The sequence below is a fragment of the Enterococcus sp. H57 genome (assembly GCF_003112495.1).
Taxonomy (GTDB): domain Bacteria; phylum Bacillota; class Bacilli; order Lactobacillales; family Enterococcaceae; genus Enterococcus_B; species Enterococcus_B faecium.
In genome coordinates this window covers 48140-65715 of record NZ_BEHC01000010.1, presented here as the reverse complement: position 1 = coordinate 65715, position 17576 = coordinate 48140, and the positions used below count along the sequence as shown (strand labels likewise).

General features: G+C 39.3%; 11 protein-coding genes. 6 read left to right on the top strand and 5 right to left on the bottom strand.

Going from position 1 to position 17576, the window contains the following annotated elements; genetic code table 11:
* Nucleotides 1-125: 125 nt before the first annotated feature.
* The 3 genes from tdc to nhaC all read left to right on the top strand — a co-directional run bounded on the left by tdc (nucleotide 126) and on the right by nhaC (nucleotide 5143).
* A complete protein-coding gene (tdc, locus tag DIZ30_RS03405; protein WP_002286400.1) occupies nucleotides 126-2003 on the top strand; it encodes a tyrosine decarboxylase in 1878 nt (625 codons plus the stop codon).
* A 266-nt stretch (nucleotides 2004-2269) separates the two neighbouring features.
* Nucleotides 2270-3667, top strand: a complete 1398-nt coding sequence (tyrP, locus tag DIZ30_RS03400; protein ID WP_002316652.1) for a tyrosine-tyramine antiporter — start codon at nucleotides 2270-2272, stop codon at nucleotides 3665-3667.
* 108 nt (nucleotides 3668-3775) lie between these two features.
* Nucleotides 3776-5143 (top strand): Na+/H+ antiporter NhaC, encoded by a 1368-nt coding sequence (gene nhaC / locus DIZ30_RS03395; RefSeq protein WP_002286385.1) that lies wholly within the window; start codon nucleotides 3776-3778, stop codon nucleotides 5141-5143.
* 280 nt (nucleotides 5144-5423) lie between these two features.
* Here the strand turns inward: nhaC and DIZ30_RS03390 are convergent, their stop codons facing one another.
* The 4 genes from DIZ30_RS03390 to DIZ30_RS03375 are packed head-to-tail and all read right to left on the bottom strand — an operon-like array spanning nucleotide 5424 to nucleotide 10417.
* A complete protein-coding gene (locus DIZ30_RS03390) occupies nucleotides 5424-6443 on the bottom strand; it encodes a LacI family DNA-binding transcriptional regulator (RefSeq protein WP_002294628.1) in 1020 nt (339 codons plus the stop codon).
* Between the two features lie 21 nt (nucleotides 6444-6464).
* Entirely contained in the window at nucleotides 6465-7472 is a 1008-nt protein-coding gene (locus DIZ30_RS03385) for an aldose epimerase family protein (RefSeq protein ID WP_002294627.1), read from the bottom strand.
* Nucleotides 7465-8130 (bottom strand): beta-phosphoglucomutase, encoded by a 666-nt coding sequence (gene pgmB, locus DIZ30_RS03380; protein ID WP_002286375.1) that lies wholly within the window; start codon nucleotides 8128-8130, stop codon nucleotides 7465-7467. The genes DIZ30_RS03385 and pgmB overlap by 8 nt, the downstream gene beginning before the upstream one ends.
* Nucleotides 8123-10417 (bottom strand): glycoside hydrolase family 65 protein, encoded by a 2295-nt coding sequence (locus tag DIZ30_RS03375; protein ID WP_002286373.1) that lies wholly within the window; start codon nucleotides 10415-10417, stop codon nucleotides 8123-8125. Before DIZ30_RS03375 ends, pgmB begins: the two co-directional genes overlap by 8 nt.
* Nucleotides 10418-10676: 259 nt before the next feature.
* Here DIZ30_RS03375 and DIZ30_RS03370 point away from each other — a divergent pair, with 259 nt between their 5' ends.
* A complete protein-coding gene (locus DIZ30_RS03370; RefSeq protein WP_002286368.1) occupies nucleotides 10677-12842 on the top strand; it encodes a PTS transporter subunit IIBC in 2166 nt (721 codons plus the stop codon).
* Between the two features lie 427 nt (nucleotides 12843-13269).
* Complete coding sequence (locus DIZ30_RS03360) at nucleotides 13270-14103, top strand: endonuclease/exonuclease/phosphatase family protein (RefSeq protein WP_109023092.1); 834 nt, start codon at nucleotides 13270-13272, stop codon at nucleotides 14101-14103.
* Nucleotides 14104-14205: 102 nt separating this feature from the next.
* On the opposite strand, the gene DIZ30_RS03355 is transcribed toward DIZ30_RS03360, so the two are convergent.
* On the bottom strand, nucleotides 14206-15906 hold the full coding sequence (locus tag DIZ30_RS03355) for a hypothetical protein (protein ID WP_025477414.1): 1701 nt from the start codon (nucleotides 15904-15906) through the stop codon (nucleotides 14206-14208).
* Between the two features lie 506 nt (nucleotides 15907-16412).
* Between DIZ30_RS03355 and DIZ30_RS03345 the strand changes: the two genes are divergently transcribed.
* The gene (locus tag DIZ30_RS03345) at nucleotides 16413-17573 is read left to right on the top strand and encodes a class C sortase (protein WP_002286364.1); all 1161 of its coding nucleotides are present in this window, start codon (nucleotides 16413-16415) and stop codon (nucleotides 17571-17573) included.
* Nucleotides 17574-17576: the final 3 nt, after the last annotated feature.

Here is a 17576-nt window from a genome sequence, read left to right as displayed (position 1 = left end):
TTCGGATAATTGATACATATTAAAATATGATTAAAAATCAGGCCAAAACTTAGTTTACAGAATAGAAGAACAGGTGTAATGTAGGGCTCGACAAAATTTAAATATTTTTTTAGGAGGGTTTCACTATGAGTGAATCATTGTCGAAAGATCTAAACCTAAATGCCCTATTCATTGGGGACAAAGCTGAGAACGGCCAAATCTATAAAGCTTTGTTGAATGAATTGGTGGATGAACATTTAGGCTGGCGTCAAAACTACATGCCTCAAGACATGCCTATTATTACGCCAGAAGAAAAAAGCAGTGCTAGTTTTGAACACACTGTGAATAAAACAAAGGATGTTCTATCAGAAATTTCAGCGCGGATGCGTACCCATTCCGTTCCTTGGCATAATGCCGGACGTTACTGGGGTCATATGAACTCTGAAACATTGATGCCATCTTTACTAGCGTACAATTTTGCTATGCTATGGAATGGTAATAACGTTGCCTATGAATCTTCTCCTGCAACAAGCCAAATGGAAGAAGAAGTAGGAATGGAATTTGCAAAATTAATGAGCTATAAAGATGGCTGGGGCCACATCGTTGCTGATGGTTCTTTAGCAAACTTAGAAGGACTTTGGTATGCCCGCAACATCAAATCATTGCCGCTTGCAATGAAAGAAGTGACACCTGAACTAGTTGCTGGAAAAAGCGATTGGGAATTAATGAACTTGTCAACAGAAGAAATCATGAATCTGTTAGACAGCGTCCCAGAAAAAATCGACGAAATCAAAGCTCACTCAGCACGTAGCGGAAAACATTTAGAAAAATTAGGAAAATGGTTGGTTCCACAAACTAAACACTATTCATGGCTAAAAGCTGCCGACATCATCGGTATCGGTTTAGACCAAGTGATTCCAGTGCCAGTTGACCACAACTATCGCATGGACATCAACGAACTTGAAAAAATCGTTCGTGGTCTAGCAGCTGAAAAAACACCAATCCTAGGTGTAGTCGGTGTTGTAGGATCAACAGAAGAAGGAGCAATCGACGGTATCGATAAAATCGTTGCATTGCGTCGCGTATTAGAAAAAGACGGTATTTACTTCTACTTACACGTAGATGCTGCTTATGGCGGATACGGCCGTGCGATTTTCTTAGACGAAGACAACAACTTCATTCCATTTGAAGATTTAAAAGATGTTCATTACAAATACAATGTCTTTACAGAAAACAAAGATTATATCTTAGAAGAAGTACACAGTGCATATAAAGCAATCGAAGAAGCAGAATCTGTAACGATTGACCCACATAAAATGGGCTATGTTCCATATTCTGCCGGTGGTATCGTCATCAAAGATATCCGCATGAGAGACGTTATCTCTTACTTTGCGACATATGTATTTGAAAAAGGCGCAGATATCCCAGCATTACTTGGGGCTTATATCTTGGAAGGTTCAAAAGCAGGGGCAACAGCAGCCAGCGTTTGGGCAGCACACCATGTCTTACCTTTGAATGTCACAGGATATGGTAAATTAATGGGTGCATCAATCGAAGGTGCACATCGTTTCTACAACTTCTTGAATGACTTGTCATTTAAAGTAGGAGACAAAGAAATCGAAGTTCATCCATTAACTTATCCAGATTTCAATATGGTAGACTATGTATTCAAAGAAAAAGGCAACGATGACTTAGTTGCAATGAATAAATTGAACCATGACGTATATGATTATTCTTCATACGTGAAAGGAAGCATTTACGGTAATGAGTTCTTAACTTCACATACTGACTTTGCTATCCCAGACTATGGCAACAGCCCATTACAATTTGTGAACCAACTAGGATTCTCAGATGAAGAATGGAACCGTGCCGGAAAAGTAACTGTATTGCGTGCCAGCGTAATGACACCATACATGAACAAAGAAGAACACTTTGAAGAATATGCTGAAAAAATCAAAGCAGCTCTTCAAGAAAAATTGGAAAAAATCTACGCAGACCAATTATTGGCAAGCGAAGCAAAATAAGCAAGGTAATCATGTTAGAAAACAGCTTGAATACTAACTGTTTCTGACGCATGTTTGGATCTGAAGAGCAAGGGGAGACCTAAGCTCTTCGATCCCTTTGTTTTGAGGTTGTCTTTGAAGAAACCCTTCAAGCAATAGACTCAAAGAATCCCCTCAAATATTCGCTGAATTGTTTCGTTTATTGCTGAAACTACTTCAAAGACACCGTTATTTTATCCAAAAAATCAAGGAGAGTGTCAACGGTGAGTAAATCTGAAGTAAGTAAAATGGGTCTTGGGACCTTTATCGGTCTGACAATGGCACTGTGTGCAACGGTTCGGAGTATTCCTACGTTAGCCGCAGTCGGTTGGACATTGATTTTTTATTCAATTTTTGCAGTTTTGTTTTTTGCCGGTCCGATATCAATGGTTTCCGGTGAGCTTTCAACGATGCTTCCTCAAGAAGGCGGTCCTCAGTTATGGGTAAAAACAGCACTGGGCAGCAAATGGGGATTTGTCGTTGCATGGCTATTATGGGTGCAAATGTTCCCAGGTATGGTAATGGTCGCTTCTACTTTAGGACCATTGTTAGGAAACACATTTGGTAATGTAGAACTTGGCAATAATCACTGGTTCGTTTTAGGTTGTATTTTAGTTATCTACTGGATCATCACGATCTTGAACTTGAAATTCGATATGGCAAAAGTCGGCGGGAACATCGGTGTATGGCTAGGGGTATATATCCCAGTAGTCATCATGTTCGTTTTAGGTGTTTTGGCAGCCTTCAAAGTCGGACTAGTCTCAAACGGCTATCTAGGTGACTTTTCATGGTCAAAAGCTTTCCCTGACTTGGAACATATTGATTCATTGAAATACTTAGCTGGTATCACATTTATTTTTGTTGGGATCGAAATGAGTTCTGTTTACATGCCTCGTTTGAAAGACGCAACAAAAAATTATACAAAAGGCGTATTTATCGCTTTGATCGGATTAGTTTTATTGAATGTCATCAATGCGATGCTTGTAGCAAATGTCGTACCAGATGGAAAAATGGAATTAGCAAATATCACGCAGCCTATCTTGATTGACTGTCAAATCCTAGGCTTACCAGAAGTGATCGGAAATATCTTCAGCTTCATGGTATTTATTGGTGTGCTTTTACAATTATCAGCTTGGGTTACTGGACCATCAAAAACAATCATCCAAGTAGCTCGTGAAGGATTCCTTCCACCAAAATTCGGATTCCATAAAGAAAACAAATACGGCGTATCTAGAAATGTCGTTCTAACACAATCAATCGTTATTTCATTATTTGCTTTGCTTTATGGTGTAATGGATGACGTAAGTGCTGTATTCTTGACACTTACAAATGCTACGACTGTTATTTATTGTATCGTGTACATTTTGATTGCTGTTTCATTGCTTAAAATGCGTAAGAAACATCCAGAATTCGAACGTCCTTACCGAATTGGTAAAAACGGAAACGGATTAGCTTGGGTAGTCAGCTGCATGCTGATCTTCTCTATCATCGTTGTCGTATTTGCTACATTAGGTACAGCGACATTGAGTGATGCATTATTAGTAGCAGCTATCACAGTGGTCATGTTCGTTATTCCATTGATCATCAATCACTTCAAGAAAGATTCTTGGGGGATTGAGGTAGAAAAAAGTTTAGAAGAAAAATAAAAAAATAAGTCTTTCAGCCGACGTTTTGTCGCTGATTTAGTAGGAGGTCCTGCCAAGTGAATAGTTTTTTCATGGCAGGGCCTTTTCATTTGAAATAGGAGATCGACGATGAATAAAAATATTTCTTTAAAAGAAAGTATCGCTGTATTGATCGTGTTGTTGGCACTCCTAGGAGTACTGATCATCGGATTCCAGCTCTCGCCACATATCCCGATCCTTGCAGCTTTCATGTGTTTGTTGTTTTATGGCAGATTTAAAAAGTTCACATGGGATGAGATCCATGACGGGATCATCAAAGGAATCACTCCAGGGATCATTCCAATCCTGATTTTTCTTTTGATTGGTGTCTTAGTTGCTTCATGGATTTTATCTGGAACCATCCCTACGATTATGGTTTATGGATTTAAACTTGTTTCTGTGCGTTTCTTTTTACCGACAGCATTTCTTGTTTGTGCAATTGTCGGAGTGACTGTCGGCAGTTCATTTACAACGATTTCGACGATTGGAATTGCTTTTTTGGGGATCGGTCATTTACTTGGATTCAATGATGCAATGACTACAGGCGCAGTCGTTTCCGGTGCCTTTTTAGGGAATAACTGCTCGCCTTTATCAGATACGACCAACTTGGCAGCGGGTATTGGAGGAGTTAATCTATTCGAACATATCGCTGGTATGCGTTATACGGATTTCCCAGCATTCGTCCTTTCGTTGATTTTTTATACGATATTAGGACATAACAGTCATTCAGCCGATCTAGCTAGTATCAATGAAATGATCCAAAACATGAAAGCGAGCTTTTGGATCTCTCCTTGGACATTGATTCCACTAGTTATTTTATTTGGGGGGGCAATCAAAAAAATTCCAGCTATCCCTACATTACTAGCGGGATCGACAGCTGCTCTCGTTCTTTCTTTTATCCATGAGAAAAGTTTGACGGTCGGAAAAGCAGCAGACATCTTGATGAATGGTTATGTCGCAAATACACCTGATCCAAAGCTAGATGAACTGCTTTCTCGAGGCGGGATCATGAGTATGTTAGGTTCTGCTAGTTTGATTTTACTTGCATTGGCATTAGGTGGGTTACTGATCAAATATCTGATCGTTGATACCATCGTTCAAGAATTAAAAGAAAAGATGGACCGACCTTCTCGTTTAGTCGGGTTTACTGCCTTGAGCTGTATCGGAATCAATCTGATCGTTGGAGAACAGTATCTGTCCATCATTCTTCCAGGAGAAACATTCAAGCGTTCTTTTGATGACGTTGGCTTATCAAAAACCTATTTGACACGAACACTAGCGGATTCAGGTGCGACCGTCAATTCTCTCGTACCGTGGGGAGTCAGCGGCACATTCATTATGGGAACGATGAAAGTTAGCGCGTTGCATTACTTGCCATTCGCCTTTTTCTCGATTCTTGCACCTGTCTTTACAATATTAGGCGGTTTTTTATTGAATCGTCGACGTGTAAAAAATTGAAGGAAGGAAAAAAGAGGCTGGGACAGAAGCGTTTAACTCCAAGAAATAAGAAGAAACTCAAGAAAATTGCTTTTTAAATTTTTGTGAATTTCAGCTTATTTCCGAAGGAGTTGCTTCTGCTTCCGCCGTTTATACGTGTTTAGAGCGTGAGACAAAAGTGTTCTTTACTTTTGTCCCACGCTCTTTTTTACAGATAAACAATGTGTTAGAAGTAGTATCTTCTTTTACATAAAAAGCTGACCATAGGATAAATGGTCAGCGTATTTAGTGAGTCAGCTATTTAGTATGGGTTTTCTAAAGGAACGACTGTCTCTCTTTTGATCAAGCGATGAGGGATGACCAAACGTACGCCACTGCTCAATTCTTCATGGATCAATTCGCGCAGCTTTTGCATAGCGACACGTCCTAATTCGGAGATATCGATATCGATACTTGTAAGGTAAGGGTGTGTTAATGTTGAGAAGATCGAGTTGTTGAAGCTAATGACGGAGAGTGTCTCTGGAATGACATAGCCGTACATTTGCGCCAACTGCATCGTGCGAAGGGCGAAGATATCGTCAATGACCACCAATGCTGTGGCTTCGTTTTCTTTCAACGTTTTCTCAAAGGACAGATAATCCTCCGGATGCTCTAGTACTACACTGGATAACGCAGGAAGACCAGCCATCATCATTGCTTTTTGATAACCGAAATATCGTTCGAAATACAAACTTTCATGAGTCGTGTTTGTCACAAACAGGATATTCTTATGTCCATTCTGGATCAAAAATTCTGTTGCTTGTTTACCTAGAAGCTGGTTATCATTATCTACATAAACGATTTCGTTCTCATGATGATAAGGCTGTCCGATCAAAGTGAAAGGGATGTGGTTTTGGTATAAATAATCAATGACAGGATCTTGACTATCTGAATACACTAGAATAAAACCATCTACTTGTTTTTGTAAATGCATACGCTGGACGTTCTCTAACAGCAATTCAAAATTTTTAGCAGTAGCGATTGCTGTAGTCATATCATAATTCCGCGCTTCTTCGTTGATTGCTTCCATGATCTCAAGATAAAATGGGTTACCGATCCGCTCTTTTGAATCAAGAGGGGGTAAGATTACGCCGATGGCACTGGAAATGCGTTTTCCTAGATTGCGGGCAGTCATGTTAGGAACATAACCTAGTTCATCCATAATTTTTCGGACTTTCTTCTTTGTTGTCTCGGAAATACTAGGATGATCGTTGATGACACGAGAGACGGTCGAGGTGGCAACACCGGCTTTTTTCGCCACATCTTTTACGGTAATAGCCATGATAAAAACACCTTTCTCTTGTTATTGTGCAGAGAACCGATAAATCGTCTGACTGATCCGTTCTTGACCAGGATGGAGGTTGATCGATCCAAATTTGGGGAAATGAACGATATCAGGGATTTCTTGCGGTTCGATTGCTAATCCGTAGTTTGAATGCATCTGTTTTCCATTGACAGAGAAATCAGCTTCGAATCCAGTCGTAGAAAATAATACCATACTTTTATTAGAAGTTGCTATAGTCATTTGGCGACCAGAATGCTTCTCGAATAATTGTAAGGAAGTTTTGGAAAGCCTAGGATGATGCAAAAGAAATACATCATCTAGTCCATCTGGATAACATGCAAGGATCTCTTGCAGTGTTGGGGATTTTCTAAAGTCGATTGGCAGTTTTTCTTTTTTTGTCCAATTTCCAGTAGGCAGTTTTTCTTGATCTAATTCAAGCACACCATCTAAAAAGACCGTTAACTGATGTTCATAGATGTCTCTTGTTCCATTTCCTGAAAGGTTGAAGTAGGCATGGTTGGTCGGATTGCAGATGGTTTCAACAAGGCTACTAGCAGAGGTTGTCATCTCTAATTCGTTTTTTGTTAAACGGTAAGTGATCGTAGCAGTGATTGGTCCTGGATAGGTAGAAAATTCATCTTTTAAGTAAAAGACCACACCTATTGATGATGGAGTTTTGAAAACTTCTACTTCCCAAAATTGGAAAGACCAGCCTTTCGTGCCACCGTGGATATGGTGTGATCCGCAGTTTTTCTCCAATCTATGCTCACCCCAAGAAGCATCCCGGATCCTTCCGGCTACAGGTCCGACAGTTGCTCCAAAAAAGCTTTTGTCTGTTAGAACATCTTCGAAACGATCGTAAGACAATAAAACATTTTCTGATTTTCCTTCTTTGTCTGGTGCGAAGATTTGGTGCAGGCGGGCACCGTAATTGAGAAGAACGACTTCTAAGTAGTCGTTCTTCAATGTGATTTTCTTTATTTCAGTCTCTGGAACTGGTACGACGGAGATCTCTGGATTATCCATGGTCATGCCACTTTTCTTTCAAGTAATCGATCGTAAGAAAAGTCGTATCAGGGACAAGCGGGATCTCCTCTCCAAGGTCTTCAGCACGTCCCACGCCAATTGGTTGAGCGCCACTTGAGAGGATGGCTTGGATACCGGCTTGCGCGTCTTCGATCCCGATACATTCTTCTGCTTTTAGTCCGACAGCTTTTGCTGCAAGGAGGAAGATATCTGGCGCAGGTTTTCCGTTTGTTGCTTCTGCCGGGTCGGCAATAGCATCAAAGTAAGGTGTAAGACCCATTTTTTCAAGTAGGAATGGCCCGTTTTTACTTGCAGAAGCAAGAGCAATCTTGATTTTTTCTTCTTTTAAAGAATCCAGTAAAGGCACGACCCCGGGGAAGACATCTTTTGGTTCGATCGTCTGGATCATCTCTAAATAATAATCGTTTTTTCTTTTCGCTAATTCTGCAAATTCTTCCTTTGAAAAAGAGTGTTCTTTTCCGCCATAAGCTAAAAGCAAAGAGAGTGAGTCTTCTCGGCTGACGCCTTTTAGCTGTTCGTTGAATGTGTGGTCGATCGTAATGCCGATTTCCTGACCAAGCTTTCGCCAAGCACGATAATGGAATTCAGCAGTATCGGTAATGACACCGTCTAAATCAAACAATACCCCTTTAAACATTTGCTTCCTCCTTTCTTAGCGTTATTTCTAGACGATCCGCTAAAGAATAAGACTGTTCATAGACGTAAATTTCTAGAGGAGAACCTTCTAATAACTCGAAAGTAACTTGTTCATCTGTGACTGAGATGAACAATAAACGTCCGCGATAATTGATATGGAAAGAATAAGCTTTCCAAGTTTTTGGCAGAAATGGTGCGAATCTCAACTGATCATGGGCAGTTTTCATTTGAGCAAATCCTTGGACAATCGACAACCAGCTACCAGTCATGGAAGTGATGTGCAAGCCGTCTTCTGTGTCGTTATTGTAATTATCCAAATCCAAGCGAGCTGTTCGCTGGTACATTTCTACAGCTTTGCTTTCCATTCCTAATTCTGCTGCTAAAATCGAATGGATACTTGGCGAAAGGGAAGACTCATGGACAGTCATTGGTTCATAGAAATCAAAGTTTTTTTGCTTTTCTTCTTTTGTAAAAGTATCATTGAAGAAATAAATCCCCTGTAGTACATCTGCCTGCTTGATGAAGCAAGATCTAAGGATTTTGTCCCAAGACCAATGCTGATTCAGAGGAAGATCGCTTGTGGGAATATCGGATACAGGCATGAGATCTTTATCTAAGAATGTGTCATGCTGGACAAAGATTCCTAATTCTTCGTCAACTGGGAAGTACATGTTCTCTGCGATATCTTTCCATTTGGCTAGTTCTTCTTCGCTGATAGTGATAGCAGCTTCTTTTTGATAAGTTAAATAATTTTCTCGCGTGTAACGCAAGACCCAAGCTGCGATCGTATTTGTATACCAATTGTTATTGATATTGTTCTCATATTCGTTTGGGCCGGTCACACCGTGGATCATGTATTTATTTGCTCGTTTTGAAAAATGGACACGGTCTGCCCAGAAGCGTGCGATTTCTGCTAAAACTTCCAGTCCTTCATTTTTCAAATATTCCGTATCGCCGGTGTAATTCGTATAATTGTAGATTGCATAGGCAATCGCGCCATTTCGGTGAATCTCCTCGAATGTGATTTCCCACTCGTTATGGCATTCGACACCAGTGAAGGTGACCATAGGATAAAGCGCGCCTTTTAATCCTTGTTGCTGAGCGTTGTGGATTGCTTGCGGCAGTTGATTATGCCGATATTTCAGCAGATTCTTAGTTACTTCAGGTTTGGCTAAAGCAAGATAAAGAGGGACAGCATACGCTTCTGTATCCCAGTAAGTGGCTCCGCCGTATTTTTCTCCTGTGAATCCTTTGGGGCCGATATTCAATCGTTCATCTTCGCCGTAGTAAGTAGAGAATAGTTGGAACAAATTGAATCGAATACCTTGTTGTGCTTCTTCGTCTCCTTCGATGACCACATCGGCAAGCTTCCATCGTTCTGCCCAAGCCGCTGTTTGCTCTTCTTTTGCTTGGATATAATTGTTTGTCTGGTTCGTTAATTCTGAGACAGCTTTTTCTGCTTGCTGCGCTTCTGGAATATCTCTACTAGTAAGAACGATAATTTCTTTTTCCACTGACCATGTCTCACCTTGAGATAATTCTGCAGACAAGCAACCATGTAATGCTAAAGTATCTTCGTGATAGTCAGGGATGACTGATTTTCCATTAACGAAATGGCGCATTGCTGCAGTAACAGTAAATTGTTCAATCCCAAAGTTGTTTGGAATAGTTTTAGTCGTCAAATAGCCGATTTCTTCTATAGTTCCACGATCAATCTCATTCCAAAAATGTTCATCATAGTTGCTGTCTTCGTTTTGAACATTTCCATCCAATTTTGATACGAGTTTGACTGTTCCGCTACCTTCAAGCATTTCTATAGTTAAATAGATGTAAGCTGATTCTTTTTTGACAATGCTCAGAAAACGTTCGAAGGAAATGCGTACTTTATTAGTAGAAGTAGTGATTGTGAATGTACGAGATAATACACCATTTTTCATATCTAATTCCCAGTAAAAGTCTTCTGGTTCCAAAGAAGCCAAGTCGATCAGCTGATCGTTGATCGAAATATCTATCGCGATAAAGTTCAAGGCGTTGATCACTTTTCCAAAGTATTCTGGATAACCATTTTTCCACCAGCCGACACGTGTCTTATCGGGATACCAGACACCCGCCAAATAAGTACCTTGATGGTGGTCCCCTGAGTAAGTTTCTTCAAAGTTCCCGCGCATCCCCATATAACCGTTTCCAATACTTGTTAAAGATTCTTGCAGTCGAAGATTTTTTTTATCTAATTGTGTCGTGCTGATTTTCCATGGATCAATAGCAAATAGTCGTTTGATCTGTTTCATTTTTCTCCTCCTAATGAGCTGTTTTATACGTTCATAATAAACGCAACCGATTGCACAAGTCAATAGACAAAAGAAAATATTTCATAGAAAAAAGCTTAAAAAAATAAATTTTTAGGAGAAAATTATAGAAGGGAACACACGTATTATAGGTTTTATAGAATGGTATAGACAGAAAAATAAAAAATAAAGCATTTACAAAAAAGAAAACGCACGCTATAATACGTTTAACGAAACCGATTGCGTAAAGGAGCTAAACGGAATGAAAAAGATATTTAGTTTTGAGTTTTGGCAAAAATTTGGAAAGGCTTTAATGGTTGTGGTAGCAGTTATGCCGGCAGCTGGGTTGATGATCAGTATAGGGAAATCAATTCCCTTGATCAATCCTGATTGGACGCCGCTTGTCACAACGGGCGGAGTAATTGAAAATATTGGTTGGGCAATTATTGGTAATCTTCATATTTTATTTGCTTTAGCAATAGGAGGAAGTTGGGCAAAAGAAAGAGCAGGCGGAGCATTTGCAGCTGGGATCTCATTTATTTTAATCAATCGGATCACTGGGGCTATCTTTGGTGTCACAAGTGACATGCTTGCGAATGAAGATGCATTTACCCACACTCTGTTCGGTACGAAGATCATGGTTAAAGGATTTTTTACAAGTGTATTGGAAGCACCAGCTTTGAATATGGGAGTATTCGTAGGGATCATCGCTGGATTTGTCGGGGCAATGGCTTATAATAAGTACTATAATTATAGAAAATTGCCGGATGCTTTGTCATTTTTCAATGGAAAGCGCTTTGTTCCGTTTGTTGTTATCTTATGGTCAACAATCGTGGCATTGATTCTTGCTGTGGTGTGGCCAAACGTACAGGCTGGAATCAATAATTTTGGTTTATGGATTGCAGAATCACAAGAAAGCGCACCGATTCTAGCACCGTTTTTATTTGGAACATTAGAACGTTTACTATTGCCATTTGGATTGCATCATATGCTGACGATTCCTATCAACTATACACAGCTTGGCGGATCGTATGAGATTTTATCAGGCGCACAGGCGGGGACACAAGTATTTGGGCAAGATCCGTTATGGTTGGCTTGGGCCACTGATTTAGTGAATCTTAAAGGTGCAGGGGATATGTCGCAATATGAGTTTGTGTTGCATAACTGGACGCCGGCTCGTTTCAAAGTAGGACAAATGATTGGTTCTTCAGGTATCTTGATGGGAATGGCTTTTGCGATGTATCGTAATGTCGATCCTGATAAGAAAGCAAGATATAAATCAATGTATTTTTCAGCAGCGTTGGCTGTCTTTCTAACAGGTGTAACAGAACCATTGGAGTTCATGTTTATGTTTGCTGCTGTGCCATTATATGTCATTTATTCAGTGATCCAAGGGGCTGCATTTGCGATGGCAGATATCTTGCCATTGCGGGTCCATTCATTTGGGAATATCGAATTGCTGACTCGGACACCGTTAGCTATCAAAGCGGGTCTAGGTGGAGATCTTATCAACTTCGTGTTGTGTGTGATCGCTTTTGGTGTTGTTACGTATTTCTTAGCAAATTTCTTGATCAAAAAATTCAACTTTGCTACACCGGGACGTAACGGAAATTACGACAATGACAGTGAAGAAACCGTTGTATCTAACAGCGGAACAGGAACAGCAGATCAGCAAGTGGTCCAGATCATTCATTTGCTGGGAGGAAAAGAAAATATCAAAGATGTCGATGCTTGTATGACTCGGTTACGCGTAAGTGTAAATGATCGAGAAAAAGTAGGGACTGAAGAAGCCTGGAAACGAGCAGGGGCGATGGGATTGATCGTCAAAGACAATGGAGTCCAAGCAGTTTATGGACCAAAAGCAGATGTCTTGAAATCAGATATCGAAGATCTGCTGCAATCAGGAGCAGAGATTCCAGAGCCAGAAATGGTTTCTACAGGAAATGGACAAGCAGGTAGTAAGCAATACTTAGGTATAGAACAAGAACTAGTTTCCGCAGCTTCTGGAGAAGTGATTCCTTTATCTGAAGTAAAAGATCCGGTATTCTCACAAAAAATGATGGGTGACGGCTTTGCTGTTATTCCAACATCAAGAGAAGTTGTTGCGCCGATCGCTGGAAAAGTGACAAGTATTTTCCCTAGCAAACATGCAATTGGGCTGGAAACGAAAGATGGTATCGAAGTTTTGATCCATATGGGAATCGATACAGTCCAAATGAATCAGCCAGCTTTTGAGATTGCTGTCAAAGAAGGCCAAGAAGTAGGAACAGGAACGAAATTAGCTGAGATGGATCTTGATGTGATCCAAAACGAAGAAAAAGATCCAACGATCATGATCGTATTTACAAACGATAAAGTAGAAGAAGTAGTGATCAAGCAATTAGGTACAGTGACAGCTGGTAAAGTGATCGGCTCCATTAAAATGTAAGGAGAGGTTGTGAAAAAGCTGTCCTGCATCAAGTCATAAGAACAGCCAAACAAAAATAGCTCCTCCTATTTTTCGTTTGGTTGGGCTTATTACCGCAGATGCAAGCTTTTGAACACCGTTTAAGGAAGAGGTTGTGAAAACTGCGTTATGCATTGAGTAATAAGAGCGCTAGTCAGAAAATAGCTTTTCATATTTTCTAGGCTAGTGAGCTTATTACCGAGAAGCAGCAGTTTGAATACTGTTTAGTGGAGAGGTCGTGAAAAAGCTGCCCTGCACCAAGTGATAAAAACAGCCAAACAAAAAATAGCTCCTGGTCCATTGAGCTTATTACTGAGGAGTTAGCAGGAGAACACTATTTGCTGGAGAGGTTGTGACAAAAATTTTGTCACAACCCTTTTGTTTCGAAATGAAGACAAGGAGAAAACCAATGAAATTCATGACACTCAACACGCATAGCTGGCTTGAGCCAGAACCAGAGAAAAAATTGCAAGAATTAGCAGATAAGATCCTGTTAGAAGATTATGAAGTGATTGCTTTACAAGAAATCAACCAATTACTGGAATCTGAAGAAGTAGAATCTGCGAAGCTAATGAAGTTCTGTCCGGTAAAGAATCAAGTACCTATCCGTAAAGATAATTTTGCCTACCGTTTAGTTCAGCTTTTAAAGGAACACGGAAAAGAGTATTTTTGGAGTTGGGAAATGAGCCACATCGGTTATGATAAATATGAAGAAGGAAATGCACTGCTTACGAAAAAAACATTGGAAAGTCAGGTCCTTACCGTCTCCCAATCTCAAAAGAAAGAAGATTATCAGACACGCAAGATCTTGATTGGGAAAACAAAGATAGATGATCAGGACATTTTTGTCTCGAGCTGCCACTTTTCTTGGTGGACAGATAAAAAAAGTGGCTTTTATTTTGAGTGGAAAAACTTGGAAAACTACTTTTTGGAAACTCGCGTACCACTTTTTTTCCTAGGTGATTTCAATAATCCAGTAGACTCTCAAGGTTATTATACTGTAAGAGAAAGTTGCCTTCTTCTTCAAGATTCGTATGTTGTCGCGAATGAAAAAGGAAAAGCAGCTACTGTGGAAAAGAAAATCGATGGTTGGGAACAAAATACAGAAAAATTGCGTATAGATTTTATTTTCGTCCCTGAAGGAATGCAGGTTAAAAAATATCAACGGATTTTTGATGGGATCGATAGTCCAATCATCAGTGATCACTACGGGGTGGAAATCGAATTAGATGTGAACGAATAAAAAATATAACATATAACATAAAAAAACTGATTAAAATAAAACTCTCCAAACGATTATACCGTTTGGAGAGTTTTTTTGATCGGATGCATTTATCCCTTTTGCCTAAGCACGTAAATGCTTGTATCTATGATAAATAAATAAACATAGCAAGGTAAACCAACCAATCAAAGTAAGAGAAAGAATGAAATAGAAATAGATTGGCGTTTGATAATGAAGCGTGAGCTCGTTGATTCCTTTTTGCTGCTTCACGATTGGGGTCCCGATATCTGTTACTTCATAATCAGTCAATGTTTTTCCATTTTGCTGTAGCACAGTCCGATCGTAGACGATAACAGGGATATGAACAGTTTTGTCCCCAGTGTTTTTCCACTTGATTGTCAGAAGACCGCCTGGATGTGTTTTTATAAAAGTTGTTTCGTTTTCTAGTATTTCTTCGTTATACCGGTCGTATTTATTGTCTTTTGTCTCCTTATAGATTGGCAGATAGTCAGGTGTGGTTTTTTGGAAAACGAACAAGCTGGTAGACATATCTTTGCTGAAGAATGTTTTCCTTGCTTCTTCCGGCGTATCGAATAGATAAGTATGTCGACTGACAAATGTTTCATTTTCCCACTTTTCCAGATGCTGGTATAAGTTCTGGATCGTCTGTGCTGAAAAAATAAGAATGCCAAATATACTTAAAAGACGAAACCACTTTTGTTCAGACCACTGGTTCAGTGAAAGGGCAAGGTAAAGTAGAAGCAATAGCGTAAATGGCACGAAAAATCGAAATGGAAACTGGATCAAACTAATAAAAGGCACATTTTTTTCGATCAATGTCGTCCATGGAATCAAGCTAGTAGAAAGAAAAAAGAAAACAAGACTTGTGTACAACACGATTTTTTGGAATAAGGTGTTCTTTTGTTGAAAGAAAATAAAAAGCAAAAAACCTGATAATATCAATATAGGAAAGGCCTTAGGGTAATGGAGCCAATAACTGCCATCCAGATCTATCGCCTTTTGACTCATTTCTCTGTTAACAAAGGGAGGAAGAATCTTATTCCCACTGTAAACAATAGCTAATCCTGCCCAAATATTTGCTGTCAGAACAAAATAAAGCAAGACCGACTTAATCAGTTGAAGCAGTGCTTTTCCTTTTTCAGTCTGGTTAAAAAAGTAATAAAGATAAAAAGGGATATACATCAAAGCTAACATGATCGAAGACAGTAAATGGATCTGTGTCATAAGTCCCACTGAGACAGCGACTTTGATAACAGGGAACTTTTTATGAAGGACGAAATCAGCAATAGGGATCATACATAAAGGATAAAAACAAGTCCCCCAGCTAGTGAATCCTTGGTTGATAGACCAGTATTGAATAGAATACGTACTCATGAATAAAACGGCTACTGGTACACTTACCCAATTTCGAACATTGACATATCTCAGTAAAATCAGCATAGAAAATCCTGAAATAAGATAAAGAATGAAATTTGAAAGAATCTGATAATGAAACCAGCTACCTGCAAGCAACACGATCAATCCTTGTAAATAAGCGAAAAATGGGCCGTAAACGGCATTCACGATCCTGCCACTTTGCTGGAATCCATAAAGGGAAGGAAAATAATGGAAATCCCCATATTTAATTTGTTGCGCGGCATCATAGAACCGATTGTAATGGAATGGGGCATCAGCACCCAAAATTAGTTTATGTGTGAATAAATGCGGCATGAGAAATGCCAAAGCAATGAAAAAAATTGCTAAAAATGGGCCATATTTTTTCAATTGTCGAACTCCTTTGCAAACTTTAGATAAATTCATCATATATCCTATGCGAGAGGTAGGCAAGAAATTAGAAAATTCATGAAAATATTTATGAATTTTACAAGAAAAACATAAGTGAAAGTTCTAAGGAGAGAGGATGCGACATAAGTTTTGTTGCATCTCCTTGTTTTGAAACAGAATTTTTCTTAATACTCGAAACAAAGTAGCTTTTTCATGACCTCTCGGTAAACGGTGTTCAATCAGCTGCTTCTCGGTAATAAGCTCACTAGCCTAGAAAATATGAGAAGCTATTTTCTGACTAGCGCTCTTATTACTCAAAGCATAACGCAGTTTTCACAACCTCTTCCTTAAACGGTGTTCAAAAGCTTGCATCTGCGGTAATAAGCCCAACCCAACAAAAAATATGAGTAGCTATTTTTTTGGGCTGTACTTATTACTTGATGCAGGACAGCTTTTTCACAACCTCATCGGCTTTCATTTTCTATTTTTTTCCTGAACCCATATAATAAAAGAAAGAACAAAAAAACTTGCAAGGGAGGACACATGTGAAGCAGAGTAAGCAAAAACAGTCTCGTCGACTTTTGTTTCGTTTGTTTTTATTAATATGTATCGTCGTAGGGTTACTGATCGCTTTATATCCATTTTATGTGGATTCTTTAAATAGTTTTATTGATCAAAAACGTATCGAACAAGTACAAAAACGGACCGCAGCTGAAATTGAAGTGCAGCGAAAGAAAATGGAGGAGAAAAACCAACGATTAACTGACCAAGGATTCAATCCTGGTACTGATCCTTTCAATGAAAAGAACAGAAATGAAAGTACAACATCCAGCCAATTAGAGGAATGGCTGATCGGAAGTATCAATATACCTAAGATCCAATTAAATATTTCACTTTATGATCGGCTCAATGGTAGGATCCTTGAAAATGGAGCAGGCGTCTTGCAAGGAACCTCTTTCCCGCTTGGTGGAAATTCGACGCATTCAGTGATCTCTGCTCACAGCGGTTTACCTAATCGACGGTTATTTACCGAATTAGATCGTTTAGAAAACGGAGACACGTTTATTTTGACTGTTTTGGGGGAGAAATTGGCTTATCAAGTTAAAAATATACAAGTGGTACTGCCAGATGACACGTCTGTTCTAACGATTTCAGAAGGAGAAGACTTAGTTACCTTGCTTACATGTACGCCGTATATGATCAACACGCATCGTTTGCTAGTGACAGGACATCGGATTCCTTATAACGAATCGGTAAAAAAAGAAGAAGGAAAAGGAAATCAGGAAAGAACCATGCGGCAATGGTTTATTCTTGCAGGAACGATAATAGCTGTAGTCATACTGTTAGTGTTTATCGGACGACTAATCTATCAGTATAGATTAAGTAAAAAAGTGCTTGATTTTTCATTTATTATTAGTGATTCGTCAGGGAAACCGGTAAATGGTAGTTCATTCATTTTGAAACATAAGAAAAAAACACTTACTAGAAATGGTGTGCCGTTTTCAGTACAAAGCGACCATCATGGGAAAGTCAAGCTGGATCAATTGCCTGGTGGAACTTATCGAATCGTTTCAGCTGATGATCCTAAAGTTGCTGTTTCTTTTGGTATTAGAAAAGTAAAACAAGAGAAGATATACTTTTTTGAGGGGCGAAAACTTGTAAAAGAGCTTCAAAAAAATGGTTTTTATTTTAAAATCAATGAATAAGTA